Origin of the sequence: Halocynthiibacter sp. SDUM655004 (assembly GCF_026015885.1) — a bacterium.
Lineage (GTDB): Bacteria > Pseudomonadota > Alphaproteobacteria > Rhodobacterales > Rhodobacteraceae > Falsihalocynthiibacter > Falsihalocynthiibacter halioticoli.
On sequence record NZ_JAPDUG010000003.1, the window covers coordinates 122,412 to 146,561 of the forward strand.

Below are 24,150 nucleotides of genomic sequence, written 5' to 3' on the forward strand. Positions count from 1 at the left end.
AAATGCACAAACTCGCATGGCCCCGTGGCTCAACTGGATAGAGCAGCCCCCTCCTAAGGGGCAGGTTGCAGGTTCGAATCCTGCCGGGGTCGCCAAAACCACCTGAAAAATATGGCTTATTTACAGGACGTTGTGCGGAAGACTGCAAAAAGTCCCGTCAGCTTTCGGGCCGTAACCGACTGAAACGACCGATTTCTCGTACAAAACCTGTACAAAATTCGCACGTTTGTGCGTATTTCGGGGGCCAATCATGAGCCGCCATAGCTTTGATCCCGAAATCGCGGGACGTGTTGGCCTGAACGCGGCGGTGATTTTCCAGAACATCACCTTCTGGATTGAGAAGAACCAAGCCAATCGCCGCAACCATCGAGACGGGCGGTATTGGACTTACAATTCGATCTCGGCCTTTAGTGAGTTGTTCCCCTATCTGAGCGAAAAGCAGATCCGAACAGCGCTCGAAAAGCTGGTCAGTGCAGAGCTGATCATCAAGGGCAATTTCAGCGATGATCGCTATGACCGGACCTGTTGGTATGCCCTGGGCAACTCCATTTGCCCAAATGGGCAAATCGATCCGACCGAAAGGGAAAATGATGCATTTGCCCCTGAGGGCAAGCCATCTGCCCCAAAGGGCAAATCCTATAAGAACAGATATAAACCATATCAAAAACCAAATCCTTCGCACGCGAAGGTAGCGGTGGAGGATGAGGTTTCAGAAAAGATTTTGTCCGCCTATCCCGAGGATCGCGTTCGCGGCAAAGCGGTTTGTAACTCGCAGATCCGCCAAGCGCTGGCCGACGGAGTGGACGCCAAAGACCTCGAGGACGCCGTGCGGACCTATGCGACCGAGAGCGAAGGCTTCACCCGCTCCAAGGTGTGCTTCTCCGACAATTGGTTCTCCTCTGGCCGTTGGTTGAAATACCTTCAGGAAGTTGAGGAGGCGCGAGAAGCGGGCAAAGCCAAAGAGTTGGAATTGCTGAAAGGTTTGGCCGACTGGGTCACGGACAAGCATCCCCTTTGCCGCCACATAACACCCGGCCAAGTGACCGCTTTGCTAGCCGCGAACCTAGTCAGCTCAGCTGAAATCGAAGCGGCGGGGCTCAGAGCATGAGTGCGACAGACCCCCACAAAGAGCAGAGAGCAAGGTTACCCACCGATTACATCGGCGGGTCTTGTGAGGGGCGGCAAGCCTCCCCTTCAAACCCCAACCAGACGCACGCAAGCGGCGTCAAAGAGGGCCTTTCCGAGAGCGTGATCTTTCGATGCACACCGTCGGAAAAGGCAGCGCTTGTGGCCAAGGCGCGCGCGGCTGGCCTGCCCAATGCCACGCTGATGCGTGAGGCCTTGGGGCTAACCGAGGCACGTCGGCGCAAGCCCGTCCCGCGAGTTGACCCGAAGCTGACTTTTGCGATTGCCCGCGTCGGCGGCAACCTCAATCAGCTCTCCCGCTGGATCAACGGCGCGGTCAAATCCGGCCGCGCGAGCCAGATCGACGCGCTCAAGGTCGCGGTGCAGCTAGTGGCCATCGAACGGCAGATGGCGCAGATCGTGGCGGCACACACGGGCGGTGGCGAATGATCATCTCGTTCTTTTCCACCGGCACAGGCGGCGGAGCCGCACCCGTCGACTACCTGACAGCGCATGAAGTTCTTGCCTATGACGAGAACCGCCACCTCATCCGCGACGACACCAGTAAACCGCAAACCAAGATCCGCGACCCGTTGCCTGAGGTGCTGCACGGTAACCCCGACCAAACCCGCGACCTTATCGATGCGAGCTCCAACAAATGGAGCTACACGGCAGGTGTGATCAGCTTTGCCGACAGCGACGATCCCAGTCCCGCCGCCCAGCAAGAGGCCATTGAGCTATTTGAGGCTCTGGCCTTTGCTGGGCTGGACAGGGATCAATACGATTGTCTCTGGGTGCGCCACTCGCATGAAGGCAATGTCGAGCTGCACTTCTGCACGCCACGCCTTGAGCTGAGCACGGGCAAGGCGTTGAACATCGCACCGCCAGGCCATGAAAACGCCTTTTCCAGCCTGCGTGATTTGATGAACAAGACGCACGGTTGGGCAGACCCTTTGGAGCCAGATCGCACTCGCGAAGTGAGGGCGACGATTGAAGCGCCGACGCGCGCGCAAGGTCGCGAAGCGCTGCACGATTGGATCCTCGATCAGATCAGCGTCGGCACCATCACCGACCGCGCCAGCATGATCGATGCTTTGGCCGATGCAGGCTTTGATATCCCCCGTGCCAGCAAGAATTACATCACCGCCAAAGACCCTGACACCGGCGAGCGCTGGCGTTTGAAAGGAGAGATTTTCCATGACGACTGGCAAGCCGAACCGCCTCGCCGAGAAATTGAACGCGGACCTGGAGACAGTACGCAGCGACCACGCCGCCTTGATGGCATCTCAACTGGAGAGCTTCAGGAGCGATTTCAGCAGCATTGCGACCAGCGCGCTGCATACAATCGAGACCGATATCAGGTTCTTTCTGAGCGACAGCAGGAGCGAGTTGGAGAGGCGGAGCGAGACGATCAGGCGCTGGTTGACGATCTCACCCTGGGTGATCGTGGTGATGGTCTCATCCTGGATCGCGACAGTGCTGATCGCGAGTTGGTTTTGGACGGGTTTGATCACGCGCTCGGAGATGACGAGGCTTGGCCTGACACGGATCGAACAGGCTGGGCAGACATGGGTGACGCTGGACCCCGACCGGACCGAATTGAAGACCTGCACCATGGCCGGGACGCCGGTCATCTGTATCGAGATCAAGGAACCCTAGATGACACAGACCCTGACAGCATTGGAACGCGAATTGCTCGCATCCGTCGAGCGGTTGGTGACGGCCTGCGAGAGTTCAGCCAAGGAATTGCACGCCTTGGAGAAGCGCTCGACCAGCAGGATCGAAAGCAAGGTGAATGGCTTGGCGCATTGCGTGGCGCTATTGATGAAATCACATCTCACGTCCGTCACCACATTGGCCGACTTGCTGCGCGAGGAGCAGAATTACGCGACGCTGCAGGCGGGGTTAGAGACCAGCTGGAAACTAGCGAAAGACGCCGAGAAGCGGTTGACCGAGAGCTAGACGCGAGAGATAGCCACCGCAGCGCCGGACATTCGCTTTGATCTAACTGCAAATGTTGGCGTGGTTCGAGGGTTTGCAGTGGGAATCTTAGATTCGTTCTGCAGCAATTCACCACACGTCTGCGATTTCTTTGCTGGGTGCGTATGCGGATAAACCGGAACTTCATGTAGAATGCAGCGAAGAGCTCGAAAGAGCCCATTCAAACCAATGCTGCAACAAGTTTCAATGGCGGCTTCAATTCGGTTTCAGTCCACACCTGCCAGTCTATACTTCTCTCCTCCGATTTTGCACAGAAATCCTCGCCGACCATAGATCGGGCGCGCTTGTTCTCTCGCTCTACTTTATTGTCGCGTCACTGCGGTTCAAAAATCTATGGAATGGACGCCTAGTTCCCATACGTTCCGGTCGCTAAAGCCAAGGCTGCCGATGAACTGTAAACTGCGGCTCGTGCATCCGCCAGCGCTTCAATGGCGATAAACTCATTCAATGCGGCCACAGAAGCGTCTGAAATAGTGCCAATGCCTGCGGCGTAGGCACTTTCTGCTGCGTCTGCAGTGCGTTTTGCTGAGGTCACAAGATCCTGCGCTGCAAGGTGCACGGCCAGCGAGGTCTTTAGTGCCTGATATGCCAAGCCAACTTCTCTACTGGTTACAGAGCGTGCGATCTCGACCCCAACTTTCGCGGAGCTTACCCGACTATTCGCGTTGTTTAGACGCGTCTCCCTCAGCCCTCCATCGAAAACTGGAATAGTTACTCCTAAGAACACTCCCGAACTTGAGCTTGTGCCAATACCTCCAGGTTCAAATCCATTAATGCTCAGACCACTGTTCCCTGCCAACACATTCGCGCCTCCATAAATTTTTGGAAGGTAGGAAGCAGCGGTCGCGTCCAAATCGAATTGCGCCGCCCGCACTTCAGCCAGAGCAGCCAGCACCTCTGGGTGTGATTTCATGGCGCCTTGGACATAGTTCTCCAAAGTCTTACTACTGGGGGATGGAAGTTGCCCGGTTGTCGGCCTGATCCGCACAACAGAATTGGGTGATAAATTCAAAGCCGAGGCGAGCAACACCCGTGCGGCGCCAACTTCGCCTGCGACCTGTGATTGAACCACTCTGGTTTGGGCCAAGAGCTGTTCTGCCTGAGCCACTTCAACATCATTTCCGAGACCTGAGCCCTTCCGTTTGTTGGCTGCTTCGAGAAGCTGTTCTGCACGTCGGGTCGCGGCTGTGGCCGCCACGCTCTTTTTTTGAGCAGCATCGAGACGGTGGTAATGGGAAGATACATCGAAAATAAGTTGCAGATGCGCTCTGTTAAACTGGAGTTCCGCCACTCTTGCCAGCTGATCGGCGGCCTGCTGCCGTGAGATGTTCTCACCGAAATCAAAAAGCAGCCAGGATACGCCGACCACGGCGGCCGCGCCGCTCACGTCTGTCGAAACCGTTGAAGGGGGCAGGAGAGCCGGATTGATATCAGTGTTGAAACGCTGACTTCCGGCAATAACAGATGCAGTCACCAATGGCAGCGTAGCTGCACGAACAGCCGAAACGTGTTGGCCTGCTTGGCGTGCGGCAAGCCAGGTTTTGCGAGTGACCGGATTTCTGCTTTGGGCGATGTCTATCAGCTGCGGCAACGTGTATACTTTGCCGGCAGACACGCTTGGCAGTGTGCTTGGATCCAGTGCGATTTCTGCCGACAAGTCCGCATCAGCCTGTCTGGTTTCTGGTGAATCCACAATCGGGGTTGAGGACGTAACCAAGCTACGCCCTTGGGGTGCCTCTTCGCATCCCAACAAAAGCAGGAAGAGTACGCATACAGCGGCTTTCTTCATGAAGCTCTGCCTGTGGAGTTCGGTGGCGCATTTCCCACTTTGTAATTGAGCGGACGCGTTCTGTTTACGATCTCCACAAAAAGCCGGTTCGTATTGATCCAGAGTGCATCCAGCTCAAGTTTCGAGCTGGGTGATTGCGTGGGATCTTTTCTCGCAATAAATATCTGTCGGCGTAACGCGGCCACCTGATCTGTCAATTCCAGCATTTCTTCCCCATCGCTCCTATGGTCGAACGTTCGCGCTGCATTTCGCCTTCTCAGGGTCGAGAGTTGTTTTCCTATACGAACCTCTGGCCTATCAGTAAGAAAGGTTTGGAAAGCAACTGTGACGATCAGTGTCCCCAAGAGTATGCCGCAAAACCGTCCCCAAGCAATTGCCAAATCAATCTCTGGACCGGGAGAGTTCACAACTGTTAAGAGGAACACGAGAGCGATCTGCAAACCCATGTACGACACGACTTCGTTGGAAAGAGCGATCCACGCAGCGGGAAAAAGAACCACTGAGCAAACAAGCCCAAGTTGCGAGGCGTTTTCGATTCCGGGAATGATCCAAAACAGCGTTGCAATTGTGATCAATGCGCCAGCAAGGAACCCGACCATCCTCAAGCCGGCTTTATAAAAGGTTTCGTGTTTTGTCGAAATGGAGATCAGGAAAGCTGTAATCGTGATCGTGTGTATTTCTGGCCACGTCAGAAGCAGGAACACAATATAGCTGATCCCAACCGCCAGTGTTGCAACCAATGCAAACCGGATGTCCGGACTGAAAGGTGTTTTATCATTATTCGCACTCCGGACGTCCAGTTGCGGGGTTTTGCCGCCGATGGGCGCCGCGATCGGATGCGGTACCAAGTTCTGTAACGAAAGAGCCAGATTTCGTGCCGTTCCATCCGCAAGGGCTTGCCACTGCGGAAAGGAAGACGGCAGGAACCCGCTATTGCGAATTTGTCGCAAAGGCTTGGTAAGACTTCTGGGGCTGGCAAGAAAAAATGACCGCACACTTCTTTTGTTCGACTGATCACATGCGACCCGGACATCGAGAACTTTCTGACGCAGGCCAAGTTCATTTCGAACGAAGCTCAAGGGCAGTCTTCCTAGTAAAAGCTGCGAAACAATGAGCAACCCCATTGGCAACATCACAACGGCTATCAGCCAGAACATGCCTCGTAAAACCAGATCGGGAAAAGGGATCACGTCCAGCGCGCTCAGTACTTCGAAAATGATCATGCCGGCGGTGGTGACGACTGCCCCTTCGCTGCTTCCGCTCGCCAGATAAAAGCAGCCAAATGCCGCCACAAACATGAGAGGAACTCTCAACGCAGGCTGGCCTGACGTCGCCATAATTGCCAGAGTCAGCAATCCTACTGCAAATAATGCAGCGAAGATGAGCGCGATTGCGATCCCGATCGTTTCAAAAGCGCCTGGTCTCACCGCAAACAGTACCAAATAGGCGGATAAGGCGGTTTCCGGCAGGCTCAGATGCTTGGAAAACACGATGGTCAGCCCGACGACAGAAGCCAGAACCAGAGCTTTGAAGGCTCTGTCCTTTAAGTCGAAGGGCCACAGATCGGAAAATACCAAAAACGAATGCAGCTGTTTCAAGGGGTACCCAGCGAAATGGTCGCGCTGGCTCCTACCCTCAGGAAGTCCGGAAATGGAGCCTCCAGCTCAATGTGAACCGGATACCTTTTGGCCAGACGCACCCAATCTGTTGTCGGCGGCACGAACGGCAAAAGGCTGCCCAGTTCCAAAGCATCCTGGGTTTGAACGCCCCAACCCACGGAACGGACCGTGCCAGCAATCGGCTGATCCGGGTTCGACAGAATCCAGATTGTGGCCGGTATTCCGTGTCGAATCTCAGTCAACTCAGTTTCTTTGAAAAACGCTTCGGCATACCAGCTGGCGTCATTGATCAGGCTTAGCACGGGGGCATCTGGCAAAACCCACTCACCGGCGACAATCGAAACGCCGACCGCCTTACCGTCGAAAGGCGCAAATATCTGCGTACGGGACAGCATGTGTTCGGAAATTGCCAGCGCCGCCTGGGCAGCGGCAAGGTTGGCGTTGAGAACGTCGGTTGTCTTCACCAGTTCGTCGGCGGCCTTTGCGGTTTGCATTGCAACCTGCAAAGAGACCGCTGCATCCGCCGCAGCAGTTTCCGCTTCGTCCAGCGATTGCTGCGAAGCAATGCCCTGTTCAACCAATGGGCGGAGACGCTCGACCGTTGCCTGAGCGAGGTTCAGATTTTGCGTGGCACGTTCAATTTCAGCTGCGGCTGAAATCGCGTTTGCGCTCTCTGCCCTTATTGCTCGTTCCGCTTCGCGAATTGCGGCTTGAATTGCAGCCACGTTTGCTTCGGCCTGAGCCTTTTCAAGCTCGTAGTTCGAAGGGTCAATTTCAAACAGCAAATCACCCTCGGCGACCAGATCGTTTTCCCCAACATGAACCGCGCTGATTTGGCCTGGCACGCCAGCCGAAATATTCGCGACTTCGGCAGCAATGAACGCGTCTGTCGAACGTGGTTTGTCTGACAAGTTAGCCAGCACAGCCCAAGTGGAAGCAAGCGCTGCAACAACGATCCCTGCCAGAACCGCCCAGCCAATGTACCGTTTTCGAGGATCCAGGTGTTCAGTCGGGAACGTCATCAGAGAAACATCACGAGCCAGAAGACGTTGGCCCCAAGGAGAACGGTGAACGAATAAACAAGCGCCGGAAACGGCAGGGCAGGAAGAAAATTGAAAGCCTTGAACACTCCGTGCGCAATAACGGCACAGGCTATTCCGACCATCAAACAAACAGCCCAGGCCGGAAAATAGGAGCCGAACACAGTGATTGTTGGGGACATACGAAGCCTTAGATCAACACGAATTCAGGATGTGCGTTCAAAATAAAATATTCAGAACTAAATTACAATCTAAATGACGCCCACTTCAGAGACCGTCCAGGTGAATCCAAGCGGCCATCCGTCAACTAACACTGAAAGGCCGCAAGGTCCGGATAGTGTTGAAAAAGTCGACGTTGGAACTGCCGATGAGCGGTGGCAAAAGCCGCTTGGGATGTTCCTCTCAGCCTGTTGGTTCTGGTTGCGGGGCTAGTTTTGCGAGTTTCCTTAGGTTTTGAGCTGTGGCTGCGAGTTGGAACTGCTCATATGCACCTTTGGGTCCTCGAAGTCGCATCATCGGTAGGCCGATGTATCGCTTCAGGTGGGCAAACAGCATCTCGACTTTCCGTCTTTGAATGAACGAGGTCATGTAGGCGTCTGTTTTTCGGATATCGCGGGCGACGTCGCGTGCTGCTTCATGGACGGAGCGAAGCACGTTTCGAGCTGGCTGTTTTGGACAGCAATTTGCCTTCAATTGGCATGCGTCGCAGTCGTGCTTTGACGCTCGATATTTGATGAACCCGTCTTTGCCGCCGTTCGGCTTTCGCGGTTTGGAGAAGTTCCGGCGATATGTTCGCAGCTCCTTGTTGCCAGGGCATGAGTAGCTGTCGGTCGCGGGGTCGTAGATGAAGTCTTCGCGTGAGAATGTGCCGTCCGTCCGTTTGGATTTATCCCAGACCGGGATGTGCGGGGCGATGCCGCGTTCTTCGACCAGCCAGCCCAGCATCTCTGCCGATCCGTAGCCTGTATCGCCAACCAACTTGTCTGGCGTCATGTCAAAGCGATCCGTGATGCGGTCGATCATCCGTCGCGCGGCAAAGGCCTCCGCGGTTCGGATCGGTACGGATGGTTCCACATCCACGATGACTGCATTGTCCAAATCCACCATGTAGTTGGAGGAATATGCAAAGAATGCGGCCCCTCCATCGGCGCCTGTCCAGCGCGCCGCAGGGTCCACCGGCGAGATGTATTTGGGGACGACTTTGGTGGACGCGCCGAATGCGGCGTCATCCAGCGTTTCGAGATATTCCTCAACCACGCGGGTGGTCAGTTCGGGGGGCAGACCTTCCTTGCTTTCAATCCCGCGTGTCTGATTGGCATTCGCCGGGATCAGGCTGGCATCGACACCAAAACTCTCGCCGCCAACCAAACCCTCATCAATACAGCGCTGCAAAACTGTCTCGAAGAGCTGCCTGAACAAACCGCTCTCCCGGAAACGCCCATGACGGTTCTTCGAGAAGGTCGAATGGTCAGGCACCGGGTCGGTCAAGTCGAGCCTGCAAAACCACCGATACGCCAGATTGACATGCACCTCTTCACAGAGGCGTCGCTCGGATCGAATGCCTTGGCAATAGCCCAACAACAGCATCCGGATCATCAACTCAGGGTCAATCGAAGGGCGGCCATGCGAGCTATACGACGGAGCCAGAAGCGGTCGAACGTTAGAAAGATCAAGGAAACGGTCAATGCCGCGTAGCAGATGATCATCGGGCACAAATTCCTCGATTGAAAACTCGTAGAACAGCGCGCCCTGCGCTACCTGTCTTGGTCCCATCATCGCCCAACCTCCACTCTCAAAGCGAGTGAATCAGCGCCAGACCAACCAATCAACCGACTTTTTCAACACTATCCGGACCAATCGGTCGTTCACGATGAAAACATAAATGACCAATTCCATTGTAGAAGGGTGGACCAAAGACGACTCGCGAACGCGGCGCGATTCCCGTCACTTTGGATCGCGATGTCAGCTCACTTGTGTGGGTAATCCAATCGTCTTGCCACTGTCGCCCTTGAAGAGCCCTATCAGTCGCGGAAGAGAGTGCACCAGATGGTCACTTAGCGCGCGGACGCGGGCATTGTCGCGCAGCTCCGCGTGGCGCAGCAGCCATAGATCCTGACGAGGAACGAACTCTGGCTCGGTGATGCGAGCCAATTCCGGGTCGGGATCGCACAGAACACAGGGCAACAGAACCATTCCGATGCCTGCCCGACAGGCGATCTGTTGCGTTCGCATGTCACTGATACGCATGGTAGTCGGGTGCTTTGCGAAAGGCGTACTTCTCTTCCAGGCTTCGGATGCCCCCTTGGGACTGAAACTGATCCACCCGATATCGTCGAACGGGTGGCCGTCAAGCAATTCCTCCAAAACGACCTTCGACAGGTAAACCGCGCGGGCGGTTTGGGTCAGTTTTCGACCGATAAGGTGATCATCAGGGCTGTGTCCGAACCGCATCGCCAAATCGGCATCCCGTCTGTCAAGATCAGAGAGCGAGGCGCTGGTGATCACACGCAGGTCGACATCGGGATGAGCTTGACGGAACTCGTCAAGAATCTCCAGTACCGGACCGACCGCCAGAACATCTCCCATTGAAAGCGTGACCGGCCCGGAAATCTCGCGGCTGATCCCGAACGTTCGCCGATCCAGCGTGGCGATTTCGTTCTCGATGGTTGTGGCGGTCGCCAGCATCTCCTGGCCCGTCTGAGAAAGTTCGAGGTTGGCTCCTTTGCGCTGATAGAGCGGCGCCCCGGCAATAACGCTCATTGCCTCCAACCTGCGTGCAACAGTCGAGTGGCTGATCCCGAGGGCGGCGCTGGCGGCGCGGGTGGACCCGCTTCGCACGAACAGCAGAAACAGCCTAAGATCGCTCCAATCCATTTGTCTCATGTGTGCACCAGCATGTAACGGTTCAGCAGATTGTGTCTCAATAACGTGACTACTAGATTTTCCTCGTCCGGGCAACACAGCCCGAGATCACTCCCTCGGACACCTTCAATGGCGCGGCTCTGGGAGGCGGAAAAGTGAAAGACCTAGGAGACGTAAAATGGCATATATTCTTGTCGATATTCTTCCGTTTAAGGAAGGCAAAACCATCGAAGACGCGCTGGCGTATTTTGAGAAAGTCCGCCCGGCGATGGAACGCAATGGACTGCGGCGCGTTGATGCCCCACTTCGGGCGCTCAAGTCGCTACGAGGGGCGCAACAGGCTGACCTCGTCAACTTGTTCGAGACCGACGATCCCGAAACCTCGATGCAGGGCATGGCTGGCGACGCCGAGTATCAGTCGCACATTGCGCTGCGCGACTCGATCTTCGATCTGGAAAACGCATCCATCATCCTAACAACAAAGCAGGCCTGACCAATTCGGGTCCTGCACCTGGGCGCGTAGCTGTTTTCGTTCGCAGCTGCGCCCCACCCAAAAGAAATCTCAAGGAAACACCATGAAACTCACCTCAAGCATTCTGGCCCTGGCCGGAACGATGACATTCGCCGCGATGCCGGTAGCCGCAATTTCTGAGCCCGCAAGGCTCCCAATCCCCATTGTATCGGAAGACCTGACGTTTGCCGTGCAAAGCGTCGACGTTTTGTCTTCCTCTATGTCGTATATCGAAACTGGTTCCGGGGATCCGGTGCTCTTTGTGCATGGCAACCCGACCTCCAGCTATCTCTGGCGCAATGTCATGCCCCACGTGGCCGACACGCATCGCGCCATCGCAGTCGATCTGATCGGTATGGGCGCGTCGGGCAAACCAGACATCGACTATACGTTCGCTGATCACGCCCGCTTCCTCGATGCTTTTGTCGCCGAAATGGATCTGGCCAACATCACTCTTGTCGGGCATGACTGGGGCGCGGCGCTGGCGTGGGATTTTGCCCGGCGCAACCCAGATCTTGTGACCCGTATTGCGTTTATGGAGGGCGTTCTTCCGCCCGCCATGCCCCAACCTAGCTACGACGCTATGGGCGAAGAGATGGGTGGCATGTTCCGCGCCCTTCAGGATGAAGAACAGGGATACACGATGGTTATGGAGGGAAATTTCTTTGTGGAAGGCATCCTGCCCATGATGGTCAACCGCACCCTGGGCGAGCAGGCAATGCAGGCCTATGGGGCGCCCTATAACACTGTCGAAAGCCGCCTGCCCACCTGGATGTGGCCGCGCGAGGTTCCGATCGGAGGAAATCCCGCAGCGAACGTCGAGCTGATGGCCGACATTCAGTCCTTTATGGGCGAGACCGAGATGCCCGTTTTGCTGACCTACGCAGAACCGGGGGTTCTGGTGCCGCCACAGGCCGTGCCTTTCTACAGCAACCTGATCGGTGATCTTGAAACTGCGTTCATCGGCCAAGGCCTGCACTTCATTCAGGAGGACCAGCCGGTCGCAATCGGCCGCGCCATCGCGGACTGGCTGCGCCGCAACTGAGACCGTCGGAGAGCGGGCACTTGCATCGCTCTCCAACTGCCTAACCCCAATCCACATATGAGGCCAAAATGACCAAGTTCTTCCACTTGCCTGCCAGCTGCTCTTCAGCAGTTCTCGCAGCACTGACAATCACACAAACTCCATTTGAGCTCGAAATTGTCGATCTTGGCAACAAGTCCGAGGCATTCGAGAAGGCCAACCCGCTTGGAAAAGTACCAGCGCTACTGGACGATAGCGGCGCAGCGTTTGAGGGGGGCGCCATCAACCTGTGGCTTGCCGCCAAGAACCCAGAGGCGGGTCTGATGCCGGAGTTCTCTTCCCTTGAAGGCCGTGAAGCTCTGAAATGGTTGTTCTTCTGCTACGCAACAATTCACCCAATTTGGATTAGGCTGTTCTTTCCGCAGCGAATGGCGGGCGAAGGAGATCTCGCAGAGGTGTCCGCGCTGGCCGAGGCTGATTTGATGAAGAACTACGGCATATTGGACGAGGCGCTTCAGGATCACGATTTTCTCGCGGGCGATAGAATGAGCCTGGCCGATCTATACGTTGCCTCGACACTGCATTGGGAAGCCAAGATCGACGGAAGGATCACACGAACTTACCCAAGGCTTGCACAATTGAAGCAGCGCGTTCTGGACGTTCCGGCCGTGACCAAGGCCTTCGCCGGAGAAATCACCTAGGCCAAATAGAGCAACAAAGTCACCGCAAGGCGCACAGCTAACATTCGTGCGCCTTGCAGCATTCGTCAAAAAGAGCTCAGAATGATCTTACGCCGCATGACGGACGGATAACCGCTTCAAAATGGCGAACGGCAGGACCGTTCGCCAAGGTTCGTTAGATGTCGATGCGCTCGGCTATGCTCAAAGCATCTTCCAGTTCAACACCAAGGTAACGCACGGTGCTGTCGACTTTGGTGTGTCCAAGGAGCAGTTGCACGGCGCGAAGGTTGCCAGTTTTACGATAGATCTCTGCAGCCTTTGTTCGGCGAAGCGAGTGTGTGCCATATCCACTCGGCTCTAAACCAATTGCCGTCACCCAGTCGCGGACAAGTCGACCGTACTGACGCGTTGAGATGTGTGGCCGGTCGTGAAACCGGCTTGGGAACATGAACAGGCAAGCAAGCATCTCCGGATTTCTGACCCAGGTCAGAACGGTTTCTCGCGTGTTTTCCGACAGTTCGAATTGAACAGGCCGCTTGGTTTTGCTCTGGATCACTGAAACACGTTCCCGGACGCGATCGTCTTTGACAAGATCGGTCACCGTTAGCTTGACCAGATCGCAGCCTCGAAGTTTGCTGTCGATGGCGACGTTGAACAAAGCCAGGTCGCGCAAATTGCCCGAAAGTTCGAGCCGTGCACGGATCGCCCACACTTGTTTTGGCAGCAATGGACGTTTCTGCCCGATGATCCGCCCCTTGTTCCAAGCCTTGCGTTTTGGGGTGACTGCGGGAAGTTGGACTCTTGACATGATTTGCCCTCCGATCCTCCCTCCAAGCCCAATCATCAGCACCGCGCTGACTAGGCGAGTGTACAAGCAGTGCTGAAGGCCCGTTTTGGGAAGCCAGCTAAATGGGCATCTTCTGCGCGCGCATTGGTCTGCAAGGAGCCCAGACCTACCGAATGCTACGGTCTGCATGAATGTCTGCTTCAAGAACTTCGTTACACCTTGGTTGGCTCTACCTGCGCGATGCCGCGCCATACTAGATCGAACACGCGGTCCAATTCGCGCTTTTCCATTTCTACACCGGCTATCGAGGCCCGACGGGCCAGTGTGATGGCAGGAGAGGCGAGAATGATCTCAAGGGTTCTTACGGGCGCATGGACGAGGACCTCGCTGTCTATGCCCGCTTGGATCTCAGCAAGAACTTCACTTTGCATCTGTTTCAGCACCAAATCCTCCTGAAAGCCGTCACGGATTTCAGCCGACATCATTTCGGCAAAGAGGAAATCTCTGGGGGCTGCGAAACCATACTCCACAAGAGCAAACCACATGGCGCGCAAACGCTGGGCAGCGCCATCCTTTCCGCGCGCCGCTGTCATCATAGCATCGTGTATATCTGATTTTACCTGTTTGAAGACCCAAAACAGCAAATCATCCTTTGTTGCATGGTAACGATACAGCGTTCCGACAGAGAGATCCGCCCGCTTTGCGATCTTATTGACCGAGACGGCGGTTGAGCCAACTTCAGCGACCTCTCCAATTGTGGCCGCGCGTATGGCCTTTGGTTTGTCGCCGGATTTCGTGCGAACCAAGTGGTTCTCCCCAGCTGATGAGTTCCGGGCAAGTTTAGCCATACTCCATTTGGATTGACAATGAGCATATGCTCATTATATGAGCGTGAGCAATTGCTCACTTATTGTCCAAACCAAGGAAACCTCCCTATTTCGAAAGTCGTCCTCATTACCGGAACCTCAACCGGGCTTGGCATCAGCCTTGCGATCCAGTCTGCTCGAGCAGGTCACAGAGTCTATGCGACTATGCGCAATCTGGGCAAAAAGGGCGGGCTTGAAGCCGCCGCCTCAGACGCCGATGTTTCGGTGAATATTCTACAACTCGACGTGCAAGATACAGCGTCCATCAATGCCGCCGTTGACACAATCATCGACGCTGAGGGCCGCATCGACACGCTGATCAACAATGCGGGCGCAGGTTTTGTTCGCACGACAGAGCAAGCTAGCGAAGAGGATATCGACTGGGTGATGGACGTGAACTTTATGGGCGTTGTGCGTTGCACCAAGGCAGTTATGCCTCATATGCGTAAAGCTCGTTCTGGCCATATTATCACGATATCCTCCGTCGGCGGTTTGGTCGGACAGCCGTTTAACGAAATCTATTGCGCTGCCAAATTCGCCGTTGAGGGATATTCCGAGGCGTTGGCTTGCTACGTTACTCCAAATTTCGGGATCAACTTTACCACGGTTGAACCCGGCGGCATCCAATCTGAATTTGCCAACAACGTTCTGAAACACGTACAGGGCACCGGCGGTATGTTGGAAGACGAGTATTTGCCGATCCTGCAAAAATACATCGGCGGCGCTGAGAACCGTCAGAGCGGGGAAGACATCTACCAGACAACAGATGAAGTTGCAGCAGTGGTGATGAAGTGCATGGACGCTGAAAACCCGCCGATCCGAACCCGTACTTCAAAATGGGGCGAAGATTTCACCCGCTTTAAGACCAAACTTGATCCGACAGGCGAAAAACAACAAGTAGCGGTAGTAAAGCAATTCCTTAGCTGAAGTGTTTTTCACAGCAATTGGTCCCAAAGAACCCCGATGACGATACCAGCCGTTGAGACAGAGCGCAGCGAAAGCGCGCTGTGTCCCGCGACCTGTAAATTGCGGTCCAAAACTTTGCTGCGCGATAAACGAATGGCGACTTTCCCTGCCGCCGCGCAGCGTCGAAGACCGAGCAACTGCGGCGATTTTCATGCTGCGTGCGCGTGCAGCACAAAATCATAATGGCCGGGTTGGGCTCTGAGTGTGAATTCGCTGCGCCTTGCACGAACGTCCGGTGTTGGGGCCAAACGGGATCAGTGAACTTAATTGCACCGCGATTTGGTCGCTGTGCATCGCCCCGAGTTTGTCGGAGACCGTCTACTTGGGTAAGGATGACGGTTATCTCAAAGATCAAAATGGGATATCCTGAACTCTATTTAAACATTTAATAACAATAGATTAATAGGATTTTTCTTACAATTCGGCAGGAAATCATTTAAGATTTGGCAGGAATGGCGGAAAAAACCCGGCATAGAACCCACGGGATCAATCCATGACCCACCCAACAAATTTCATCGAAATCATCCAACAAGCTGTTGCCGCATGTGAGGCTGGTGATGCGCGTCAAATTAGAGCCCTGATGCAGGTCAATGACCATGCGCTGCAAGCGCGGGATGAACGAGATGCGGCGGCAACGGCGTTGCGGATATTTGCGGATCACATAGAATCCGCAGCCTGACAGACGATCTGTCTGGGCGGCCAAGTGAACTCAAGTTCACTGCCTGGATTTCGACGCATACACGCGGGGGTTGCTGTTAAGTTACGTCGAAGGCTAAATGATCAGCAAGGAAAGCCACCGAACGCGCCGCCAAGGAAAACTAAGAACGGCAGCTCAGGCAGCGTAGCGTCAAGAAAACGAAGCGGGCGAAATGAACGACTTTGTCAGGTTTCCAAAGCGGGCATTTCGGCGTGCAAGTGAACGCAAGTTCACCGACAGTGTTGCGTGCAATGGCGCAAATGCTGCTTGGGTCCAAGTGCTCTCAACGCATTGCATTTCTCTGAAAAACCTAAATACTGCCGGCAATGCAAAGTTCATACTACTCAGCCCCGATACCTCAATTTCTTGGAAGTGTCGATGACGCCATTCTTGGTGAACTCACGCGGCGTCACCACCATGCCTTGGAGCACGAGCAGCGCGGCGCCTGGCTATCCCAAATCGCCATTCTGAAGGCTCAGCTAGACGTAAATTCGGCCGGACACCTATTCCTTGAATTCTCGATCCCGCGAATGGGCAAGCGCGCCGACGCAGTCGTCATTCGGAACGGCATCATCTTCGTGATCGAATTTAAGGTGGGTTCTGAGTCCTTCGATCGGCACGCCATAGACCAGGTTGAGGACTATGCGCTCGACCTAAAGAATTTTCACCTCGGCAGCCATGATGTCCCCATCTTGCCGGTTCTGGTCGCAACGCGCGCGAAGCGCAGCCCCTCAGAGCCGCTCTGGGCGGCCGACATGGTGGCAGAGCCGGTATTGATAGGGCCAGAGGGCTTGGCGCCTGCCTTGGCCGCTCTGGCGCCGACTGAGGCGTCCGCGGAGGCCATTGATCCTATCGCCTGGCAGTCTTCGGGCTATCGACCTACGCCGACGATTGTCGAAGCGGCCGAGGCGCTCTATCGCAGCCATGCGGTCGAAGAGATATCTCGCTCTGACGCCGACGCGAAAAACTTGCAGGCGACATCGGATCGAATCGCCGAGGTGATTGAGGCGTCCAAGCACGGTGGGCGTAAGTCGATCTGTTTCATTACCGGCGTTCCCGGCGCCGGCAAGACACTTGCGGGCCTGAACATTGCCGCCAAGCGTGCCGAACGGCACGAGGATGAGCATGCCGTGTTTCTCTCAGGCAATGGCCCATTGGTGGAGGTATTGCGCGAGGCGTTGGCCAGGGATCAAGTCGTGCGGGATGGAATTCGAAAGGGCGATGCCCTGCGTGCCGTCCGCCGCTTTGTTCAGAATATCCACCATTTCCGCGACCATTATCTGGCCAACACAGAGGTTCCGTTCGAGAAGGTCGTTGTCTTTGATGAGGCACAGCGCGCTTGGACTAGCAACCAAGCTGCACGCTTCATGCAAGGCCGAGGCCACGATGGCTTTGACATTTCGGAGCCAGAGTTTCTCATTGGGGTAATGGATCGCCACACCGACTGGTGCACGATCGTTTGCCTGATCGGTGGCGGCCAAGAAATAAACACAGGCGAAGCCGGGCTTGTGGAATGGCTTACCGCACTGCAATCGAAATTTCCCGATTGGGATGTACATGCCTCGTCGCTACTGGAGGATAAGCATTACACCGTCGACCAGAAGGCGGCCGAAATGCTTCAGGCGCCTGCCATCCAGAAACACCCTGACTTTCATCTATCGGTCTCGATGCGTTCCTTTAGAGCGGAGCGACTTTCTTCGTTCGTAAGTATCGTGCTGGATGGTGATGCCGTTGGCGCGCGAGACCAACTCGAAGAGCTGGAAGACCGCTATCCAATCCTTCTAACGCGCGATCTGACCGAAGCGCGTACCTGGCTTCGAGGTAAGGCGCGGGGTGCAGAACGGATTGGGCTGGTCGCCTCATCTGGCGGGTGTCGCCTGCGTCCAGAGGGCATTCACGTTAAGGCAAAGATCGACCCCGCCAATTGGTTTCTAAACGACCGCTTTGACGTTCGTTCCAGCTACCACCTCGAAGAAGTTGCCACACAGTTCGACATACAAGGGCTTGAGTTGGACTGGGCGGGCGTTTGCTGGGATGCAGACCTCCGCAGGGTGGATAGCGCCTGGAGCTACAACGCTTTCAAGGGCACGCGATGGCAACAAGTCCGGGATGAAACTAAGCAACTATACCTGCTAAATGCCTATCGCGTTCTTTTGACCCGCGCGCGACAGGGCATGGTGATCTTCGTGCCAAGAGGCGGCCCGGCCGATGCAACTCGACCTCCGAGTTTCTATGATGAGACTTTCGCGTTCTTACAAGAATGCGGCCTTCCAACTGTCGCTTAAAGGCCGTTGGAGACGCCACAAGCGACGGCTAACTTGTTGGCAAACCCTGCCAACTTCTCACCGGTGCAAGGAGACGCATGCCTTTCTCGCAACAGAAACTGGAAGAGGTTCAAAAAGGCATACGATTGGCGTTGGCTTCGACCACGCTCAACGAGTGGGAACGCAATTTCCTGCGAGACATGCAAGCCAAGTTAGACCGCTTTGGGCGGAGTACTCGGCTCAGCGGCAAGCAGTATCGCCGATTGATTCAATTGGTCGATGGCGGTGGCAACATCGCCCTGTCCCGCTCACAACCAGGCCGACGCATGCGGCCAAAGTATAGTACCCGCGATTGGCGCCCGACGACTGGAGGCGCTCTTGTCGTTGCCGCCTGTCTTGGTTTTGTCGCGTTCAAGGCGGCCGAACGGTTTCCGGAATACCTCGGGCATGTTGTATCCCTCACGGCGACGAAGACGATCAGCGGGCGGGTAACGCGTGTTAGAGATGGTGACACAATCGAGGTGTCTGGCGTTCCTATTCGCTTTGGCTCTTTGGATTGCGCCGAGGCGAATACCAGCGAGGGGCAGCGAGCCACGGCACGGATGCGGACGCTTGTTGTCGGCCAACGGCTAACCTGCCACCTAAATGGACGGACCAGCTACGATAGGAAGATCGGAAGCTGCCAGATGAACGACGGCCGCGACCTTGCCGGGGTAATGATCAGTGAAGGGTTTTGCGGTAGGTTCTGGTGAGTGGTCGGTCAGACACAGCACGCTCTGCACTTCGAAGGGCGCTTAGGCTGGCTAAGAGCATATTGAATGGGCGCGATGAGGTTCCGAAATGAACTTGAGTGCACAGCAATCAAGACGATTTCGCGCTCATCTTCTCGGCCAGGTCCTGCATGTCCTGAATTAGTGAAGCGACAGCCCTTCGTTCCGCAATAGCGTGAGAGGTGTAACGGCCGTGTTTTAAGGCGTTAGAATTCCTCTTCGGTGCCCCCGGTGATTTCCCGCCATGCATTCGGCATCGACCATTCGCCATCGCTGGGGATTGGCAAGGCGTTTCGGCCCGCGTCTTCGCACCACACCGCGGGCTCGAATGCATAGGTAACGTGTTGTGCATGGGGTTGTTCCTCCAGTTTGTTTTGCCCCCCGCCTCCGGCGTGTTCGACGACGCCTACGACGGCCTGACCGCCTGCGTGAACATGGACGTGCTCGACGGTTACTTTTTGCTGGCCCTTGCCGCGATGTTTGTCCCGAACCTCGACCAGTCGCGCGAAGTTGCGGGACAGCTTGGTGGCCTGATTGAGTGCCGCACACGTACCCTCAAAAGATTGGTCTGTTTGACTTGCACGACGATAGAACTCCATTGTCGCGTTATGCGCAGCAACCAATTGCGCATTCATCATGGCTTCAAGTTCGTCTTTTGGCTCCATTCCAGCCATTGCGGCGAGGGTTGCATCAAAGTGCTTGTTCTGCGTCTCTGGCGGTGAGTTCCTGGCCCATACACTCATCATGGTCTGGTTCAAGAGAGTATCATTCCACGCGCCGACGATTGACCCTCCCAAGAACTGAAAAGGGTCAGCCTGTTGGTCTTTGACCAACGACATGATGGGAGGGCCTTTCGCTTTCGTCATGTTTCGTATCCTTGCTTTGGTTTCGCCATCTGGTGTACTTTCTCAGGCCGGTGAATTCCCATCCCCATTCATGGCGGTTGTTGGAGCGCGAGTGCACTTACGTTCACTGAGGGGGGCAATGATGGCCAGGCGACCTTGTATATTTTCGCGCTGCCGCCGGTTTTGAGCGGACGAGCGGACAACAATGAACTCCCTTATGGGTTGCGCGCTTGGTCGGGGCGGTGGCCTGATGACACTTATATAAATCAATAGCTTGAGACTGTTTTCTGAGTTTCGTGGAACAATTGTCCGCTTGTCCGCTGAACAGGAAATACCGTCGCGTATATCCGCTTGTCCGCCTATTATCCGCCGCATCACGCCCCCACGCGCGCATATTTGGGTGCGTCCTTGAACTGGCCAGATGTGATTTTGCCGTCGCGCTGGAAACCAAGCGTCCGAAGAATGCCACATACGCGGTTGCTGTCCCCACGCGACACATCCGCGGGCAGTTTACCGAGTGCCTCGGCAATGACCTGTCGGGGGGCCACTATGTCCTTGTTGGCGACATACGCGGTAACGTCTGACAGCCAAGGGTCGACATCTAGCCGTCCCGCCTGCGCCTCCTGCGCCGCTGCTTCCAAATCGTTCGACAACCACCACTGGACACCACTTCGGTACATAGCAACCGCCTCGGCCCACAACTGGTCGCGGTCCTGTGCCAATCTGTCCACGTCCATGTGCTGGATCTTCACCGGCCAAAAACGACGATTACCTGTCTCGTCACGAAGATAGGCATCGTCGTTGGTGCTGCCGATAAATACGCAGCGACGCGGTTGTTGAATAACTTCGCGTCCGTAGGACCATCTGAACTCATCGCTCTGTCGGGATATAAAGGCCTTTACTGCATTGATTTCGCGCCGCGCTGCGACCAACTCCGCGACCTCGATAATCCACTTGCCCCGAACGTATTCCTGCGCGTCTTTGTGGGTCATGTCCGGAAGGTTGTCTCCGAACATATCACCGTCTCCCGCCAACGCCCGGATGCCCGACGACTTGCCCGAGCCTTGCAAACCTTCCAAGACAAGCATGTGATCGACCTTCACACCCGGTTCAAAAGCGCGCGCAACGGCAGATATGAGCCAACGCGCTCCTGCCTCCCGGTTGAATGTTGTGTCCTCGGCCCCGCCGTAGTGGACAAGCCAACTTCCGGCCCGCTCGGTTCCGTCCCAAATCAATCCGTCAAGATAGTCAGTCAACGGATCAATGGTGTTCGCGCGACAGGCACTGCGCACCGCATCTACAGCGATTTTCTCACTCGCACGCGGGAAGCCGTTGCGGTTGAACCAGGCGGTCGCTGCCGTATAGTCATTATCTTCCAGTTGCCGGTTTTCACCGGTCGTACCGGGCATTGCTTTCAGTATCACCCGTCGCCCGGTAAAGGTGTTAAAGCCCAGGACACCCTGCCATTCGGGATGCTGCGTGAGCAGCACCTCGGCATTTGCCACGTTCCAGATAGGTCGGTTCTTTTGATCCCGTACCAAATCGAAGTTGGCATGCCGGTAGTTTGGGACGCTGTACTTTTCATAAGCCGACCGGATGGTTTTCATCAGGTTGTCGTCGTTGACCGGGCAAACCGCCATGATCAGACCAGCGGCGAATTCATACTTGACGCCTTGCGCGGCTAAGGAAGCAGCCAGATCGCGCGTAGCTGCGTGCTTCTGACCATCCGTGCTCGCGGCAAGGGTTAGGTGCTTGTAGTCGTCTATGCCCTTGTACGGGCCGCAGGAGGGGGTGTCCGAGCCATTCGGGTTGATTTCCGGCGACTTGTTGGAGATGACACTGGGGAACGGCCAAGGCGCAATTTCGGCGTTATGGATCACCTGTCCGTAACAGACAAACATCCCTCCGTTCGCGCGAATGTCTACATCTGGAACAGGATTGGACTGGGTGTTCCGCTGGTCGAATACCGCGCTCTGATAAATAAAATGCCGCCCGCGGCGGGATTTCATGATCAGCGTCTCAGGGAGGTTTAGGCTCTTCGCTGCGTCAGCTTTGTCCTCGTCAACCACCCAGACCCCGGAAGGAGCGCAGGATACCCCTACGTGCGAAGCATGATGCCATGCCGGGACGCCCTTCTGGCTCGTGACCATCGCCTCAATAGTTTCGGGGTCATTGCTGGCCTCAGTTGCCCAATTTACCAGCGCAATTTTCTCGGTCTTGCTGTCCGACTTCGGCTTCAACATAACCGGAAATACATGCCAGCCATAGGTGTCGGCGAGTTCCAGTGCGTAATCCAGTGCGGATGGGCTATTGATGGTGTCCTTCATCCCGCCACCCCCACAAATGGCAACGGTTCGAAGGGGACACAAGCTTCTACAATGGCAACTTTCGACCCAACGCTCTCCATCATCAGTACATTGATCTTACATCCGCTTCTCCAAGGCATTGCCAGACAGAAGAGGACTGCGCTATGATTGCCGCTCAAACAGACGCTTTCCACAACGTCTTCAACCCCGGTTGCGATTGCCGTCGCGCCGGGGTTTTCGTTTGTTCGATCGCGGGAGATGTGTCCCGAGCTGTTATCTAAGCTATTGCTCCGATTGAGGCCGAAAACAATGAGTGTGTCCCAACCGCCAACTTGATTTCCTTTGGAAAAGTGCGACCCTTGGCAGTTCTGCCGGGGTCGCCACGTCTGTCATTTAGCTTTCGTGCGGGAAATTTGCCTAAACCATTCTGATGACGTCTTTGTCGATCGAAAGCATATAGCCACGACGCGCGATGTTTTTGACGAGGAGTTCGCTGACGAGTTGGTTTCCAAGCGAGTCTCTTAGGCGTTTGATCCGCGTCGCTCCGGCGGCCTCTTCGCAATCAGATTCGTGTTTGCCAGAAACAACCGCTTCGATCTGTGCGCCTGACATAACTTCATCGTCCATTCGCGCTTCTGCCAGAACGGAAAGCGTTTCGATGGCCGCTGCGGTGAGCGTGAATTCCATGTTGTTCAGGTACACCGTGTTCTCTTCACGACTGATGAGGAGCGAGCTTACCTGAATTCCGGACTTTTCGATCTCGCCCATGCGCCGCGTCAGAAGGATTATTGTGGCGAGAAACACAACGGCGGCGATCATCAATGCCGTAGCAAAGATCAACAAAACGAGAATGATGAGCCTGTATGAGTTTAGCGTATCCGAGAACGCTGTTCCGGATTCAGCAAGAATTTCGAGCAGCTTGATTTCTGCGCCGGATGAAAGGTCATCGTTCTCAATGAAAAGCTGTTCGACACGCGCGTTAAATACATTTGCGTCGGGTAGGTTCAGCAGAAGGAGTGCTGCGGCAACCAATAAGATTGCTACAATCGCCGCGAGGCCGGTAACGACGACTCTGTTGCCGGAAAGTTTTGCCTTAGTAGCGGAGGAAATAGTCACCCGCGCTCTCCTTCTTCGCATTAAGGCCAGATTGGTCAAAAACGCTGATGACTGTCAGGAGCGTCCAGCCGTCTTTGCTGATGCGGTTCGAGATAGCGTCGCCTGCCTTTGCTTTTTTGCAGTTCTTTTCGGCAAGCTCGACCACACCATAGTGCAAACGAAGCGGGTCATCCCGTTTCGCTTTGTAATCGGCATAACACGCGGCAGAAGCAGGCGCGGCGCAAAGAAGGGCGAGTGTGAATACAATATGTTTCATCATGCAGGAACCATGCGCGAATAGTCTGGGATATTCAATAACGGTGGCATTGTTATCCGATAACAAGCGCCCGTTATTGTGTGACATGGCGTGGACACAAATTCTGACGTTGTACCTTCGATACGAAAAAAAGGATCAACGCAATGTTCACGAAACTTACCACCGCACTCTCCGCCGCTGCACTTAGCCTCTCGCTCGCAACGACGCCCGCGATTGCCGATAGTAAGAAAACAGAAAATTTCATTGCGGCGGCTGCTCTTGTGACATTGCTTGGATTGGCCGCACATGAATCAAACAAGAAGAAACAAGAACAACTGAAGAAGAAACAAGAACAGGCGAAGAAGAAGCGCGAGCAAGAACGCCGGAGACAGGCCAGTAATCGCAATCAACGCAGGAGCCTGCCTTTAAGCTGCCTCCAAACATTCCGCGTTCAGGGTGGAAAAGAAACCGCATTCAATGAAACCTGTCTTGAGCGCAACTTTAAATTCGAGAAGCAGATGCCAAATCAGTGCCGCGAAACACTTTGGACGGATAAGGGGACACGTCGGGTGTATCAGCCCCGCTGCCTGCGCCGATACGGTTACGAAGCGAGGAACTATTACTAGGGCTTGCAATGACCAGCATGA

At 55.2% G+C, this 24,150-nt stretch carries 24 protein-coding genes and 1 tRNA gene; 13 read left to right on the top strand and 12 right to left on the bottom strand.

What is annotated here, in order from left to right:
- Window positions 1–18 precede the first annotated feature (18 nt).
- The 4 genes from N9C89_RS13935 (at window position 19) to N9C89_RS13950 (ending at window position 3,128) form a co-directional block, all read left to right on the top strand.
- Window positions 19–95, top strand: a tRNA-Arg gene (locus N9C89_RS13935).
- Window positions 96–250: 155 nt separating this feature from the next.
- Complete coding sequence (locus tag N9C89_RS13940) at window positions 251–1,108, top strand: hypothetical protein (RefSeq protein WP_263954591.1); 858 nt, start codon at window positions 251–253, stop codon at window positions 1,106–1,108.
- Complete coding sequence (locus N9C89_RS13945; RefSeq protein WP_226689051.1) at window positions 1,105–1,575, top strand: plasmid mobilization protein; 471 nt, start codon at window positions 1,105–1,107, stop codon at window positions 1,573–1,575. Before N9C89_RS13940 ends, N9C89_RS13945 begins: the two co-directional genes overlap by 4 nt.
- Entirely contained in the window at window positions 1,572–3,128 is a 1,557-nt protein-coding gene (locus N9C89_RS13950) for a relaxase/mobilization nuclease domain-containing protein (protein WP_263954592.1), read from the top strand. The genes N9C89_RS13945 and N9C89_RS13950 overlap by 4 nt, the downstream gene beginning before the upstream one ends.
- Before the next feature lie 344 nt (window positions 3,129–3,472).
- Here the strand turns inward: N9C89_RS13950 and N9C89_RS13955 are convergent, their stop codons facing one another.
- From N9C89_RS13955 to N9C89_RS13975, 6 genes are all read right to left on the bottom strand, one after another.
- Window positions 3,473–4,915: a TolC family protein gene (locus N9C89_RS13955; RefSeq protein ID WP_263954593.1), complete on the bottom strand. Its 1,443-nt coding sequence runs from the start codon at window positions 4,913–4,915 to the stop codon at window positions 3,473–3,475.
- Window positions 4,912–6,513 carry an FUSC family protein gene (locus N9C89_RS13960; RefSeq protein WP_263954594.1) on the bottom strand — a complete coding sequence of 534 codons (1,602 nt, stop codon included), beginning with the start codon at window positions 6,511–6,513 and terminating at the stop codon, window positions 4,912–4,914. The genes N9C89_RS13955 and N9C89_RS13960 overlap by 4 nt, the downstream gene beginning before the upstream one ends.
- On the bottom strand, window positions 6,510–7,556 hold the full coding sequence (locus N9C89_RS13965) for an HlyD family efflux transporter periplasmic adaptor subunit (RefSeq protein ID WP_263954595.1): 1,047 nt from the start codon (window positions 7,554–7,556) through the stop codon (window positions 6,510–6,512). The genes N9C89_RS13960 and N9C89_RS13965 overlap by 4 nt, the downstream gene beginning before the upstream one ends.
- Window positions 7,556–7,756: a YtcA family lipoprotein gene (locus tag N9C89_RS16200; protein WP_394358513.1), complete on the bottom strand. Its 201-nt coding sequence runs from the start codon at window positions 7,754–7,756 to the stop codon at window positions 7,556–7,558. The genes N9C89_RS13965 and N9C89_RS16200 overlap by 1 nt, the downstream gene beginning before the upstream one ends.
- A 220-nt stretch (window positions 7,757–7,976) precedes the next feature.
- Window positions 7,977–9,350, bottom strand: a complete 1,374-nt coding sequence (locus tag N9C89_RS13970) for a transposase (protein ID WP_263954597.1) — start codon at window positions 9,348–9,350, stop codon at window positions 7,977–7,979.
- Window positions 9,351–9,536: 186 nt separating this feature from the next.
- The gene (locus tag N9C89_RS13975) at window positions 9,537–10,448 is read right to left on the bottom strand and encodes a LysR family transcriptional regulator (RefSeq protein ID WP_263954598.1); all 912 of its coding nucleotides are present in this window, start codon (window positions 10,446–10,448) and stop codon (window positions 9,537–9,539) included.
- Between the two features lie 166 nt (window positions 10,449–10,614).
- On the opposite strand from N9C89_RS13975, the gene N9C89_RS13980 reads away from it, so the two are divergent.
- The 3 genes from N9C89_RS13980 (at window position 10,615) to N9C89_RS13990 (ending at window position 12,672) form a co-directional block, all read left to right on the top strand.
- Window positions 10,615–10,929, top strand: a complete 315-nt coding sequence (locus N9C89_RS13980; RefSeq protein ID WP_263954599.1) for a hypothetical protein — start codon at window positions 10,615–10,617, stop codon at window positions 10,927–10,929.
- A gap of 82 nt (window positions 10,930–11,011) precedes the next feature.
- Entirely contained in the window at window positions 11,012–11,992 is a 981-nt protein-coding gene (locus N9C89_RS13985) for a haloalkane dehalogenase (protein ID WP_263954600.1), read from the top strand.
- 68 nt (window positions 11,993–12,060) lie between these two features.
- Window positions 12,061–12,672 (top strand): glutathione S-transferase family protein, encoded by a 612-nt coding sequence (locus N9C89_RS13990; protein ID WP_263954601.1) that lies wholly within the window; start codon window positions 12,061–12,063, stop codon window positions 12,670–12,672.
- A gap of 154 nt (window positions 12,673–12,826) precedes the next feature.
- On the opposite strand, the gene N9C89_RS13995 is transcribed toward N9C89_RS13990, so the two are convergent.
- Complete coding sequence (locus N9C89_RS13995) at window positions 12,827–13,459, bottom strand: tyrosine-type recombinase/integrase (RefSeq protein ID WP_263954602.1); 633 nt, start codon at window positions 13,457–13,459, stop codon at window positions 12,827–12,829.
- Window positions 13,460–13,650: 191 nt separating this feature from the next.
- Entirely contained in the window at window positions 13,651–14,244 is a 594-nt protein-coding gene (locus N9C89_RS14000) for a TetR/AcrR family transcriptional regulator (protein ID WP_263954603.1), read from the bottom strand.
- Between the two features lie 60 nt (window positions 14,245–14,304).
- On the opposite strand from N9C89_RS14000, the gene N9C89_RS14005 reads away from it, so the two are divergent.
- The 4 genes from N9C89_RS14005 (at window position 14,305) to N9C89_RS14020 (ending at window position 18,983) form a co-directional block, all read left to right on the top strand.
- Window positions 14,305–15,231, top strand: coding sequence for an SDR family oxidoreductase (locus N9C89_RS14005; protein WP_263954604.1), 927 nt, complete (start codon window positions 14,305–14,307; stop codon window positions 15,229–15,231).
- Window positions 15,232–15,763: 532 nt separating this feature from the next.
- The gene (locus tag N9C89_RS14010) at window positions 15,764–15,949 is read left to right on the top strand and encodes a hypothetical protein (RefSeq protein ID WP_263954605.1); all 186 of its coding nucleotides are present in this window, start codon (window positions 15,764–15,766) and stop codon (window positions 15,947–15,949) included.
- A gap of 344 nt (window positions 15,950–16,293) precedes the next feature.
- Window positions 16,294–18,252 (top strand): DUF2075 domain-containing protein, encoded by a 1,959-nt coding sequence (locus tag N9C89_RS14015; RefSeq protein WP_263954606.1) that lies wholly within the window; start codon window positions 16,294–16,296, stop codon window positions 18,250–18,252.
- Window positions 18,253–18,329: 77 nt separating this feature from the next.
- Window positions 18,330–18,983 carry a thermonuclease family protein gene (locus N9C89_RS14020; protein WP_263954607.1) on the top strand — a complete coding sequence of 218 codons (654 nt, stop codon included), beginning with the start codon at window positions 18,330–18,332 and terminating at the stop codon, window positions 18,981–18,983.
- Window positions 18,984–19,092: 109 nt separating this feature from the next.
- Here N9C89_RS14020 and N9C89_RS16150 read toward each other — a convergent pair whose 3' ends face one another.
- Window positions 19,093–19,353 (bottom strand): HGGxSTG domain-containing protein, encoded by a 261-nt coding sequence (locus tag N9C89_RS16150; RefSeq protein ID WP_317134935.1) that lies wholly within the window; start codon window positions 19,351–19,353, stop codon window positions 19,093–19,095.
- Here N9C89_RS16150 and N9C89_RS16155 point away from each other — a divergent pair.
- Window positions 19,352–19,723, top strand: coding sequence for a hypothetical protein (locus N9C89_RS16155; RefSeq protein WP_317134936.1), 372 nt, complete (start codon window positions 19,352–19,354; stop codon window positions 19,721–19,723). The genes N9C89_RS16150 and N9C89_RS16155 overlap by 2 nt on opposite strands.
- A gap of 497 nt (window positions 19,724–20,220) precedes the next feature.
- On the opposite strand, the gene N9C89_RS14030 is transcribed toward N9C89_RS16155, so the two are convergent.
- The 3 genes from N9C89_RS14030 to N9C89_RS14040 all read right to left on the bottom strand — a co-directional run bounded on the left by N9C89_RS14030 (window position 20,221) and on the right by N9C89_RS14040 (window position 23,527).
- The gene (locus N9C89_RS14030) at window positions 20,221–22,173 is read right to left on the bottom strand and encodes a VapE domain-containing protein (protein WP_263954609.1); all 1,953 of its coding nucleotides are present in this window, start codon (window positions 22,171–22,173) and stop codon (window positions 20,221–20,223) included.
- 396 nt (window positions 22,174–22,569) lie between these two features.
- A complete protein-coding gene (locus tag N9C89_RS14035; protein WP_394358514.1) occupies window positions 22,570–23,289 on the bottom strand; it encodes a winged helix-turn-helix domain-containing protein in 720 nt (239 codons plus the stop codon).
- Window positions 23,246–23,527 carry a hypothetical protein gene (locus tag N9C89_RS14040; RefSeq protein WP_263954612.1) on the bottom strand — a complete coding sequence of 94 codons (282 nt, stop codon included), beginning with the start codon at window positions 23,525–23,527 and terminating at the stop codon, window positions 23,246–23,248. The genes N9C89_RS14035 and N9C89_RS14040 overlap by 44 nt, the downstream gene beginning before the upstream one ends.
- A 140-nt stretch (window positions 23,528–23,667) precedes the next feature.
- Between N9C89_RS14040 and N9C89_RS14045 the strand changes: the two genes are divergently transcribed.
- The gene (locus N9C89_RS14045; protein ID WP_263954613.1) at window positions 23,668–24,129 is read left to right on the top strand and encodes a hypothetical protein; all 462 of its coding nucleotides are present in this window, start codon (window positions 23,668–23,670) and stop codon (window positions 24,127–24,129) included.
- The last annotated feature ends 21 nt before the right edge of the window (window positions 24,130–24,150 follow it).